Source organism: Trichocoleus sp. FACHB-40 (assembly GCF_014695915.1).
Lineage (GTDB): Bacteria > Cyanobacteriota > Cyanobacteriia > Cyanobacteriales > FACHB-T130 > Funiculus > Funiculus sociatus.
Genome location: NZ_JACJPF010000098.1, coordinates 290,996 through 303,194, shown reverse-complemented (window position 1 = coordinate 303,194; position 12,199 = coordinate 290,996). Strand labels below are relative to the sequence as shown.

7 protein-coding genes are annotated in these 12,199 nt (G+C 44.8%); 3 read left to right on the top strand and 4 right to left on the bottom strand.

Translation table 11 applies throughout. The features are described from left to right. Positions 1-54: 54 nt before the first annotated feature. Complete coding sequence (gene mtnA, locus H6F63_RS22270) at positions 55-1,113, bottom strand: S-methyl-5-thioribose-1-phosphate isomerase (RefSeq protein WP_190639597.1); 1,059 nt, start codon at positions 1,111-1,113, stop codon at positions 55-57. Between the two features lie 127 nt (positions 1,114-1,240). Beyond that, complete coding sequence (gene dxs / locus H6F63_RS22265; protein WP_190417410.1) at positions 1,241-3,148, bottom strand: 1-deoxy-D-xylulose-5-phosphate synthase; 1,908 nt, start codon at positions 3,146-3,148, stop codon at positions 1,241-1,243. A gap of 420 nt (positions 3,149-3,568) precedes the next feature. Between dxs and H6F63_RS22260 the strand changes: the two genes are divergently transcribed. The 3 genes from H6F63_RS22260 to H6F63_RS22250 all read left to right on the top strand — a co-directional run bounded on the left by H6F63_RS22260 (position 3,569) and on the right by H6F63_RS22250 (position 9,862). Beyond that, the gene (locus H6F63_RS22260; protein WP_190639596.1) at positions 3,569-6,403 is read left to right on the top strand and encodes an ATP-binding protein; all 2,835 of its coding nucleotides are present in this window, start codon (positions 3,569-3,571) and stop codon (positions 6,401-6,403) included. Between the two features lie 161 nt (positions 6,404-6,564). Next, positions 6,565-8,013, top strand: a complete 1,449-nt coding sequence (locus H6F63_RS22255; RefSeq protein WP_190639595.1) for an ATPase domain-containing protein — start codon at positions 6,565-6,567, stop codon at positions 8,011-8,013. A 250-nt stretch (positions 8,014-8,263) separates the two neighbouring features. Next, positions 8,264-9,862, top strand: coding sequence for an ATP-binding protein (locus tag H6F63_RS22250; protein ID WP_190639594.1), 1,599 nt, complete (start codon positions 8,264-8,266; stop codon positions 9,860-9,862). A 161-nt stretch (positions 9,863-10,023) separates the two neighbouring features. Here H6F63_RS22250 and H6F63_RS22245 read toward each other — a convergent pair whose 3' ends face one another. After that, positions 10,024-10,635 (bottom strand): hypothetical protein, encoded by a 612-nt coding sequence (locus H6F63_RS22245; protein WP_190639593.1) that lies wholly within the window; start codon positions 10,633-10,635, stop codon positions 10,024-10,026. A gap of 84 nt (positions 10,636-10,719) precedes the next feature. After that, positions 10,720-12,192: a glycolate oxidase subunit GlcD gene (gene glcD, locus H6F63_RS22240; RefSeq protein ID WP_190639592.1), complete on the bottom strand. Its 1,473-nt coding sequence runs from the start codon at positions 12,190-12,192 to the stop codon at positions 10,720-10,722. Positions 12,193-12,199: the final 7 nt, after the last annotated feature.

Below are 12,199 nucleotides of genomic sequence, written 5' to 3'. Positions count from 1 at the left end.
ACTTTTAATTATGCGTAATCGGATTAAATATCACTCATAATTCCTAACTTTTTTCTAAACCAATTGCTTTTCCCGAAAATGTTTTAACTCAGCGGGGGCAACTGCACCATGTTCTGTAATAATTGCCGAAATTAATTCAGCAGGAGTGACATCAAAAGCGGGATTATAAAACTCTACGCCTGCGGGGGTGAGAATGGTATCCCCAACTTTATAAATCTCAACCGGATCGCGCTCCTCTATAGGGATTTCCTCGCCAGAAGATAACTCAAAATCAATCGTTGAAAGAGGTGCTGCTACAAAGAAAGGAACGTTGTGAGCTTTAGCCACCAATGCCAAACTGTAGGTGCCAATTTTATTAGCCGCATCACCATTAGCGGCAATTCTGTCAGCACCGACGACGACAGCATGAATTAAACCTTGTTTCATACAATGCGCCGCCATACTATCAGTAATGACAGTGACGGGGATGCCTTCTTGGACGCATTCCCAGGCGGTGAGTTTGGCACCCTGTAAACGAGGGCGGGTTTCATCGGCAAAGACTCGCATCAAACGCCCCTCGCGCCATGCAGAACGCACCACGCCCAATGCCGTGCCATAACCTGCGGTTGCCAATGCTCCGGCGTTGCAATGGGTAAGAATAGTTAGTTTATCAGGGTTGGAGGGTAAAACTTTTAAACCGTTGTCGCCAATTGCCTGACAGGTTTGCAAGTCTTCGGAATTAATCGTCTGAGCAGTTTTTAGTAAAATGGCTTTGATTTCTGCTACGGTTCCTATGGACTCGTAGGCGGTTCTCATCATTCGCGCGATCGCCCAAAATAAATTAACCGCAGTTGGACGAGTTTGACGCAACATCTGAGCAATTTGCTCTAACTTAGTCAAAAACTCATCCCGGTTTTCGGTTTGAATTTCCGTTGCTCCCAAATACATTCCATAAGCAGCAGCAACACCAATTGCAGGTGCGCCTCTGACAATCATAGTTTTAATCGCCTGCCCCATATCCTCAGAGCAGGTAATTTCCACAAATGTGTACTCGTTGGGAAGGCGATTTTGGTCGATTAATAAAACGCGGTCTTGGTTCCAAATAACCGGATAAACTTGGTTGGTAATAGACATATCAGTTGGGTAGTTAGTGTGGGATGCAAAATCAAAATTTTAACGCAAAGGGTCACTGAGGTAATCGCAAAGCTACGTCAAGAATCTTTGCCTTACTCTGCGCTTCCCTTTGCGTTAAGAAACCTTTTTAACCGCCAACTGCTGACAGTTGAGGACTAAAAGATTTTCGTACTTTTTCGGCAATTTGCGGCGGTGTCAATCCCAATTCTGCCATAGACTGATCTGGGGTGGCGTGGTCTACTAAGACATCGGGTACGCCAATTCGCATCACAGGCACTACGACATTATTATCTAGGAGAGATTCCGCGATCGCGCTCCCAAAGCCGCCCATCAAGCAGCCTTCTTCCAGCGTCACAACCCGACCAATTTGCTTGGCAAGGGGCAAAATTAACTCAGTATCAAGAGGCTTAGCAAAACGGGCATTGATCACAGTGGCTTCTATCCCATGTTCGCTCAAAATTTGAGCTACCTGCATGGTTGGGTAAACCATTGAACCATAGCCTACCATCAGCACATCATCCCCTTGCCGCAAAATTTCTCCCTTACCGATGGGCAAAGCTTCCCAACCTTCTTCCATCAAGGGAACGCCGTAGCCGTTGCCGCGAGGATAGCGCATCGCAATCGGGCCATCGGTATAATTTACTCCCGTCACCACCATTTGCTGCAACTCTGCCTCATCTTTGGGTGCCATCAACACTATGTTGGGAAGGCAGCGCAGATAGGCGATGTCATACATCCCCTGGTGGGTGGGGCCATCAGCGCCGACAATTCCTGCCCGGTCGAGGCAGAAGAAGACAGGCAGGTTTTGAATGCAGACATCGTGAACAATCTGGTCGTAGCCGCGTTGCAGGAAGGTTGAGTAAATCGCAGCAACAGGGCGCATCCCTTCGCAAGCCATTCCTGCCGCTAAGGTGACGGCGTGTTGTTCCGCAATGCCAACATCGATGTATTGCTGGGGCAGTTTGCTGGCGAGTTTGTCTAAACCTGTTCCTGTTGCCATTGCCGCTGTAATGCCAACAATTTTCGGGTTGTTTTCGGCAAGTTTCACCAGCGTGTGGGTAAAAACTTTCGAGTAGGCGGGAGGCTTTGGTTTGCTGGAGGGGATAGCTTTGCCAGTGGCAAGGTTAAAAGGGCTTTGGGCGTGGTAGCCTACTTGGTCTTTCTCGGCTATTTCGTACCCTTTACCTTTCACGGTTGCCACATGAACCAGCACTGGCCCTGGCATTTTGTGTGCCTGCTTGAAGGTGGCAATCAGTTCCTCCAGGTTATGACCATCCACTGGCCCCATGTAGGTAAAGCCAAGTTCTTCAAACACTGCCCCTACTTTGGGAACTGCCAGCCGCTTCATTCCTTCTTTCACCCTTTCCAGTTCTGGGGAGAGGGATTCGCCGACAAAGGGAATATGTTTGAATTGTTCCTCTAAGTTGTCTGTGAGGAATTGCATCGGCGGGCTGAGGCGCATTTTGTTGAGATAGCGGGGAATTGCGCCCACATTGGGCGAAATTGACATCTCGTTATCATTCAGCACTACCAGCAAATTAGTTTTCGGCAAATGTCCGGCATGGTTAATCGCTTCTAATGCCATACCGCCAGTAAGTGCGCCATCGCCAATCACGGCAACGACTTTGAAGTTATCGCCTTTCAGGTCTCGCGCTACAGCCATGCCCAAGGCAGCTGAGATACTGGTCGAAGCGTGACCTGCACCGAAGTGATCGAATTTACTTTCACATCGCTTGAGATAACCGGCAATACCGTCTTTTTGCCGCAGGGTGTGGAAGTTGTCGTACCGCCCGGTAATTATTTTGTGCGGATAGGCTTGGTGTCCGACATCCCAGACTACTTTATCTCGGTCTAAGTCGAGAGTTTGATACAGCCCTAATGTAAGTTCCACGACACCCAATCCTGGCCCCAAATGTCCACCGCTGGTGGCTACGGTTTGGAGATGCTTTTCCCGGATTTGACGCGCAATTTGCTGGAGTTGACGAATTGATAGACCGTGCAACTGGTTAGGATGGGTTATTTCACTCAGGTGCATTCCAAGTTTCCCTATAAGCTTAAGGATCGGTTTTTACTTATCTTTTTTACTGTAATGGATTTAGGGGTATTACCATTTTTGATTTTTGATTTTTGATTGCGAAATCCTAGCCTGTAGCGAGTTTGGGGAAATCAAATGCTGCAAGTATAAAACGAAATAGTCTACCCAGCCGGGTCGGTGCTTCATCCACCTTCATGTAATGCGGGTGTTCCAAGAGAACAGGTGCCTTCTGGGTTGATCCTTGAGGGCTTTTTGAGGAAGCGATCGCTATCAGCGTAGGTGCGTAGCGCTATTTCCTTCCGTCATCAGTGTATTTACTAATGTTTCAAGCCCCTGTCATAGCCTAACCTAACAAAAGTAGGTCGGCAGTTTTAAAGATATATTTAACCTCCCATAAAGCTTCACAAACTTTAATTACTTATGTCGCTATCTCACCATAAGCAAAAAGCGATTATTGCTTTTTTTATTTTGATTGCAGCAGCATATGCAGGCAATTATTTCAGCGTTCCTCTCTTTTTTGGGGTAGATTGTGTGTTCGGTAGCATTGCCGTTTTGCTCGTGGTGCGCTTTTTTGGCACCATATGGGGAACGCTCGCAGCCATTATTTCTAGCAGTTACACAATTCTACTCTGGCATAATCCCTACGCTGCAATTAGTTTGATTCTTGAAGCTATGTTTGTGGGTTGGCTGTGGCACCGCAAGCAATACAATATAGTGCTGCTGGATGGTATTTATTGGCTGCTGATTGGTATGCCCTATTTGTGGCTGACTAATTTCGGTATCATGCACGTAAATGCCACTCAAACACTGTTGATTGTGCTTAAAAGTTATGTTAATGGTGTTTTTAACGCCTTATTTGCCAGTTTGATCATCGCTTATTTACCAATTCATAAATGGGTAGGTCGTCCAACTGTCAACAATAAAATATCTCTCCAACAAACTTTATTTAACTTGTTAGTTGCATTTGTATTTTTGCCAGCGCTGATGCTCATGGTCTTGGATGGACAGCGTGTCTACAGAGATATTGATAATAATATTCAAGTCGAACTCAAATCCACTTCGGCACACATAGCTTCTGATATTCAACATTGGCAATACCAATATCTGAATGGGCTTAGTGAACTAGGAAAGATTGCTCTTGAGTCTGATATGGAAGCATCAGATATGCTACAGCAAAGCACAAAAATCATGAAGCGAATGTTTCCGGATTTCGATAATTTGTATGTGGTTAATCCCTCTAAAACTATCATTACCTCTTACCCAACAACTAATCAATATCAAAATTCAAAGATAGGTGTAGGTGTCCTTAATCAATCACTTGTGCAACAAACGAAGGCTACTTTGCAACCCTCAAAGATTAATGTACATATCGATCCGATTTTGCTGATTCCCCATCTTGAGTTGAGCGTACCAGTGGTGATAGGCGATGTAGCTGAAGGCTTCGCTTATGGTTCTCTAAATTTGAGTCACATCAGCCAACTACTTCAATTGCATACTGCTCATAAAGATATTCAAGTCACGCTGGTTGATAAGCAAGGAAATATCGTTGCCAGCACTAAGTCAGATCGGTTGCCAATGCAAGTTTTTGACCACACCAGCAGGGGGGAAATCCAGTTTAAAGCGGATACTATTTATCAGTGGCTACCAGCCAAAGGAAATATGCCTCTTTTGACACGCTGGTATAAATCTTTGTTCGTGCAGGAAACTCTAATTAGCGGCAACATACCCTGGACTTTAGTTGTGGAGTTACCCGCCGCACCACATGTCAGTTATCTGCAAAATTTTTATATTAAAGACCTTACTATCATGGTACTAATTTCCGGGTTAACACTGCTATTGGCAGTGAAAATAAGCCGGCGATTAGTTAGCCCGCTCCTCAATTTAGCTTATGTTACTAGCAATTTACCGGATAAATTATTAGAACAAGAAAAAATCAATTGGTCTTTTAGTTCAGTGATAGAGATAGACTTGCTTTCGCGAAATTTCAAGTTGATGGCGATCGCGCTCAAGGAGAAATTTCGCGAAATCTGTATCGCCAACGAAACCCTGGAAAAACGAGTCACTGACCGCACAGGAGAATTGTTGCACACGAACCAACAATTAGCGATCGCGATCGCAGAACATAAACGCACGGAAGAAGCTTTGCGGGAAAGCGAGGAACGGTTCCGTCAGATGGCGGAAAATATCCAAGAAGTATTTTGGATGAGCAACCCCGATGTGAGCGAAATCATCTATGTTAGTCCCGCTTACGAGGAGATATGGGAACGTAGCCGCGAGAGTTTGTATGCGAACCCTAAATCTTGGTTAGACAAAATTCATCCGGAAGACAGGGAAAGTGCGATCGCATCTTGGGCAACACACTCTCACACAGAATACAACATCGAGTATCGGCTGGTGCGTTCTGATGGCTCAATCCGCTGGATCTGGGATCGTGGTTTTCCGATTCGCAACCAAGCTGGAGAAATTTACCGTATGGTGGGTATTGCCAAAGATATCACTCAGCGCAAAACCGCTGAACAAGAAATTCGTTCTGCACTCTTAAAAGAAAGACAACTCGGCGACCTGAAATCTCGCTTTATCACCACAGCATCCCATGAGTTCCGTACCCCGCTAACCACCATCCTCATGTCTGCCAAATTGCTCGAAAGGTTCAGCCAAGTTGCAACTGAGGAGAAAAAACGCATGTATATTAATCGAATTGAAGTAGCCACCAATCAGATGACTCAGTTATTGGATGGCGTACTGCTGATCGGGAAAGCAGAAGCCGGGAAACTAGAGTTTAACCCAGCACCAATGGATCTGGAACAATTTTGTCGGGAGCTGGTGGAAGAAATGGAACTCACTGCTGTTCATAAGTATGCGATTGTCTTTCAGACACTGTTTGCTAACGATTTCCTCTGTGAAGGGGACTGCAATACCACCTGTCTAGATGAAAAACTGCTGCGGTACATTCTGAACAATTTGCTCTCGAATGCCATGAAGTATTCACCCCAAGGCGGCAAGGTTTATTTTGACTTAATCTGCGGACAAACAGAAGCAATTTTCCGGATTAAAGATGAAGGCATTGGTATTCCGGAAGCTGACAAAGCACAATTATTCGATTCCTTCCATCGGGGTAGCAATGTCAGGAATATTTCTGGTACAGGATTAGGATTGTCAATTGTCAAACAGTGTGTAGACTTACATGGGGGGAAAGTTACTTTTCACAGTGAAGTCGGAGTAGGTAGCACGTTTATCGTTACGCTGCCATTATGAAAAAGGCAATCATGCAGCGATCGCGCAGGTTTAAGGGCGCATACTAACAAATCAAGACAGAGTGATTGTTCTACTTGCAGCCTAGTGTGAATTTTATATACAAAAACGGCGCGATCGCTTCTAATAATAAATTAGTATTCTAACCCCAGAGAAACAGATCAATGCTGCAAGATCGGCTATCCACAGGCATTTCAGGTTTAGACGAGGTTCTGCATGGCGGTCTTGTCCCAGCTTGCTCCTATCTAGTGCGAGGCGGCCCCGGAAGCGGCAAGACCACGCTCGGACTGCATTTTCTGGCCGCGGGCATAGTCAATGGCGAAAAAACTCTTTACATCACACTGGGCGAATCCGCCGAGCAAATCGGCACTAATGGCGATCGCCTTGGCTTTGACATGAAAGGGATGACCTTTCTCGACCTCAGCCCCACTTCTGAATTCTTCACACAAATTCAGACCTACGACATCTTCTCGCCAGCTGAAGTAGAACGAGAACCAACCACGCAAAAAATTATTGAATCTGTAGAAACCCTCAAACCAAAACGAGTGGTTCTGGATGCGATTACCCAATTCCGCTACTTGTCAGCCGATGCCTTCCAGTTCCGCAAGCAAGTGCTTTCATTTATCCGCTTTCTTTTACAACAAGGTACAACGGTAATTTTTACCTCCGAAGGCAGCGAGACAGCACCCGACGACGACTTACAATTTATCAGCGATGGGGTAATTAACCTCAACCACGATGCCGAGGGACGTACCCTTAACATCACCAAGTTTCGCGGTTCTAACTTCCACAGTGGTTTGCACTCGATGCGGCTAACCAATAAAGGGATGGGAGTCTCCCCCCGTCTACAGCCGGAAGTTTACAAACGGGAATTTGCCGTTCAAAGCATTCCCTCCGGCGTACCGGAACTGGATGAACTGCTGCACGGCGGGATAGAGCGGGGTACTGTCACCATTTTTACTGGCTCCACTGGTGTCGGCAAAACCACCATTGGTTTACAGTTCATGAAAGAAGCGGCGGGAAGAGGTGAACGTTCTGTCGTCTACTGCTTCGAGGAATCAGAGGAAATTTTGCTGCATCGCTGTGAATCGGTCAATATTCCGGTTCATGCTATGAGCGATCTGGGTACCCTTTCAGTCATTGCTGTGGAGCCGCTGCACTTCAGCCCCGACGAGTTCGCCAACATGGTGCGTCAGGAGGTAGAGCAGAAAAAAGCCCGGATTGTGATGATTGACAGTGTTGCTGGCTATCGGCTTTCCCTGCGGGGAGAAGATTTGATTAGCCACCTGCACTCTCTGTGCAAGTATTTGCAAAACATGGGTGTGACAGTGATTCTAGTCAACGAACTGGAAACAATTACCGGAGACTTCCGGGCGACGGATGTTGGCATCAGCTACATGGCAGACAATATCATTTTCCTCCGCTACATAGAGGTTCAAGGTCAGCTGCGTAAGGCAATCGGGGTGCTTAAGAAACGGATGTCTGACTTTGAAAAGACGATGCGCGAAATCGAGATGACCCGTTATGGCATCAAGGTGGGTAAGCCACTGACAAATCTGCGCGGAATCTTGAGCGGTATGCCGGAGTCTATCGGTAAGCAGGAAAATGAATGACGAAAAATAGTTGATGTAACGGACGCAACCATCGCAACACAGAACTGTTGGCTCAACTTTTGGTTAAGGAAGGATAGCAGACTATCGGCGCTACCAGTAGAATCGGCAAATATCCTTTTTTGATATCGCCTAAGCAAAGCGCTGTTATTGGGCAACAGTGCATTGCTTAGGCGGGGGGAGTATGCTAGGTAAAACCACTGGCGATCAAAAAATTTTTTATATTTATTAAAAGTCTGTTGGGAGAATGATCATGGATCGGATTTTGCTGCTTGTAGAAAACAAACAGAACCGCCGCCTGCTGTCGGAGTGGCTGGCGATGCGCTACGAGGTAATTTCACCGGATTTAAAAGTCGCAAAGCAAGAGCCGGATTTTCTACTAGCGCCATCTTTCGATTTATGTATTATATGTGGGCGATCGCTCAATCAATTCTGGGAATCGGTGCAACGAATACGAGAGCTTCAGCAGCCTGTCTTTCTCCCATTTCTCCTAATTACTTCACGCGCTGATGTAACGATGGTAACGCGACATTTGTGGCGAACCATCGATGATTTGATTACTAAACCTATTGAAAAGGTGGAATTGCAGGCGCGGGTAGAAATTTTGTTGCGAAGTCGTCAGTATTCACAGAATCTCAAAGCCGCGAATCAGGAACTGCAAAGCGAAATTGCCCACCGTCAGCAAGTAGAGGCAGCACTGGCCCAAAGTGAAGCCAAATTCCGGGCGTTGGTGCAAAATTCTTCAGATGTAATTCAAGTTTTAGAGGCGGATGGAACCATCACTTATGCCAGTCCTTCAAGTCAAATGGTTTTAGGTTTGTCTAGAGAAGAGCTGGAAGGAACAAATGTTTTTGATTATATTCATCCTGATGATTTAACAGAAGCGATCGCTGCTTTTAAGGCAAGTTTAACTAATCCCGGCGAAACGCAAATCTCCGAATATCGTTTTCGTCACCAAGATGGAAGTTGGCATTACCTGGAATCTAAAAGTACCTTTTCAAATACTGAAACTATTTTAACTGGGATTGTTGTAAATTCAAGAGACATAACTATTCGCAAACACGCTGAAGAAGATATGCTCGAAACCTTGGAAAAAGAACGAGAGCTGAATGAACTTAAATCCCGTTTCGTAGCAATGGTATCCCACGAGATTCGCAATCCACTAAACACCATTCTAGCTGCGACTCAAATCCTAGAAAATTATAGCGACAAATGGTCTGTAGATAAAAAACGCGAATTTTTTGAGCGAATCAAAAAAAATGTCAAAACCATGACCGCGCTATTAGATAATGTTTTGATAATCGGTCGCTCCGATCAAAGAAGATTAGAAGTCAAACCAGTACCTCTCGATCTCGAAAAATTTACCCGCAATTTAATAGAAGAAATCAAATTAAGTACAAGTTGCAAACACATAATCACCTTTGAAAAACACACTAATGAAGCCTGTGTCAATCAAAGTCAATGTATAAGCGTTTGCCTAGACGAAAACCTGCTGCGGCACATCCTGACTAATTTGCTTACAAATGCGATTAAGTATTCCCCTGAAGGCAGCACTGTTCGTTTTAACTTGCTGTGTCAGAATGAACAGGCTATTTTCCAAATTCAAGACGAAGGTATTGGCATTTCGCCAGAAGATCAACAGCAACTTTTTGAATCATTCCAACGAGCTAGTAATGTCAGAAATATTCCCGGTACTGGGCTAGGATTAGCGATTGTCAAAAGGTGCGTAGATTTACAAGGAGGCAATATTGCCGTTACCAGTGAAATTGGGGTAGGCACGACTTTTACCGTCACTCTGCCATTACAAAACTCGGTATTGATGGACGCAAATGATATTGTGTCAACGCTATAAAAAGCTATTGGCTTTTAGAACATGAGGAATAGGATTCTGGTAATTGTCTCTCATGATTCAGCAAAATTTCCAGACATTTATTTTGCTGAATAGCAGAAGCATCCTTGATAGGATAACTTCCCCGGATTAAACGATCGCTCTTACCGCTTTCCATAACATTTTCATAAGAATCCTATTTCTTCTTTAATATTTTGCCTAGCTTGTTGTTCTAAAGCAAAAAACATTTTTTCAGTAAAATATATTCTTTCTCGCTCTAAAAAGCTCTGCAATACTTGTTTCCTACCCGTTCGATATTTTCCTGGCGAGAGCCATAAATATTCTTTTCTAATTAATTGAGAATATATTTTGTATTTAGAAGGAGATGCTCCTAATATAGAAAGGTCTGCATCCAGAAAAATTTTGCTGTCAATATTATCTATATCTTGGTGATATTTTGTTTTTATGATTAAGGAATATACAGCCTCTATAGTTGATGAGGGAATATGTAGTGCTTTTAAAATGTTTACTGCATATTCTGCACTTTTTTCCTCATTATCGTTAGCTTTAGGGTTATAAATTGCATCGTGAAACCAAGCCGCAAATTCAATAGCTGCATAGTTTTGGGATAGCGAGCGCAGATTGTTAATTGTTGCTAAAACTTGTTCTATATGCTCCAGCGTATGATAAAATCTACCAGCACTAGAGTAAGCCTGGAATAAGTCAAGCAACACTTTCTGACCAACCTCTTGTTCAGCCTGAAACGGTTGTAGTAAAGACTCCCATCTAGATTGCATAAAGCATCTTTCTGGCTCTAGATCGTAGCGCGATCGCATATTTCCCCAAATTCTTTAGCTAATCATTTGCTCTTTGCCAATGAATTAAAATAGCTCAACTGACTCAAACTGTTTTTGAGACTGAGGGTGTGCAGCTTCGCCACAAGTACGTGGGGTAGGGAATATTTTACCTGGATTTGCTAAACCTTTGGGATTAAAAACTTGACGCACAAATTGCATCGTTTCTAAATCTGTTTCGGTAAACATTTGCGGCATATAGCACTTTTTATCGGCACCGATGCCGTGTTCTCCAGAAAGGCTCCCCCCCACTTGTACGCAAAGTTTGAGAATTTCTCCGCCTAATTCTTCCACTTTTTCCAACGCTCCTGGCTGGGAATTATCGTAAAGAATCAGCGGATGAAGATTGCCGTCTCCCGCATGAAACACATTAGCGATACGATAGCCGTATTTTTGACTCAACGCTTCAATTTCTTGCAGCACAAATCGCATCTGAGTGCGGGGAATTACGCCATCTTGCACATAATAATCGGGACTGAGCTTGCCTGCTGCTGCGAAGGCTGCTTTACGTCCTTTCCATAGTTTAAAACGCATTTCGGGTTCATTAGCTGTGGTAATGTTACGCGCCCCATTTTTGGTACAAATTTCAGCAATGCGGTGTTTATTGGCTGCAACTTCTACTTCTAAACCGTCTATTTCTACTAACAGTATCGCCGCTGCATCTCTCGGATAACAACCTGTTGCCACAACGTCTTCTACAGCGTTGATGCTAAGGTTATCCATGATTTCCATACCACCAGGAATAATTCCAGCGCTGATAATATCAGACACTGCTGCACCAGCGTCTTCAACACTGGTGAAATCTGCTAAGAGTACGCAAATTGATTCGGGTGTTTTTAGAATTCTCAGAGTAATTTCTGTGGCAATTCCTAGCGTTCCCTCAGAACCAACAAATAACCCGGTAATGTCATAACCAGGCATTTCCGGAATTTGTCCCCCTACATCTACAATGGAGCCATCGGGTAGCACCAGTTTTAAGCCCAAGACGTGGTTGGTGGTAACGCCGTACTTGAGGCAATGGACACCCCCGGAGTTTTCCGCCACGTTGCCGCCAATGGAGCAGACAATCTGGCTGGAGGGGTCGGGAGCGTAGTAAAATCCGGCACCGCTGACGGCTTGTGTCACCCAGTTGTTAATGACTCCAGGCTGCACGACGACTCGCTGATTGTCCAAATCAATGCTTAGTATTTTCCGCATAAGAGCGGTTACAATTAACACACAATTTTCTACGGGTAATGCGCCACCGGAAAGTCCTGTTCCTGCGCCGCGTGCTACCCAAGGGAGAGAGAAGCGATCGCATATTTTCACCACCGCCGCCACTTCTTCTGTAGTTCGCGGTAGCACGACCAGGGCGGGTTTTTGTTTATAGCTGGCTAAACCATCGCACTCGTAGGTAATCAACTCTTCTCGGCGTTGAATAACACCGTTTTTGCCGACGGCTGCTTCAAATTGTTTAATAATTTGTTGCCAGCTTTTCTGTTGTTTATCTTGGGTTATCATGGGTTTC

Coding starts and splice junctions, on each gene's coding strand:
- H6F63_RS22260 (WP_190639596.1), top strand. CDS start 3,569: ATGTCGCTATCTCACCATAAGCAAAAAGCGATTATTGCTTTTTTTATT.
- glcD (WP_190639592.1), bottom strand. CDS start 12,192: ATGATAACCCAAGATAAACAACAGAAAAGCTGGCAACAAATTATTAAA.
- mtnA (WP_190639597.1), bottom strand. CDS start 1,113: ATGTCTATTACCAACCAAGTTTATCCGGTTATTTGGAACCAAGACCGC.
- H6F63_RS22255 (WP_190639595.1), top strand. CDS start 6,565: ATGCTGCAAGATCGGCTATCCACAGGCATTTCAGGTTTAGACGAGGTT.
- H6F63_RS22250 (WP_190639594.1), top strand. CDS start 8,264: ATGGATCGGATTTTGCTGCTTGTAGAAAACAAACAGAACCGCCGCCTG.
- H6F63_RS22245 (WP_190639593.1), bottom strand. CDS start 10,635: ATGCAATCTAGATGGGAGTCTTTACTACAACCGTTTCAGGCTGAACAA.
- dxs (WP_190417410.1), bottom strand. CDS start 3,148: ATGCACCTGAGTGAAATAACCCATCCTAACCAGTTGCACGGTCTATCA.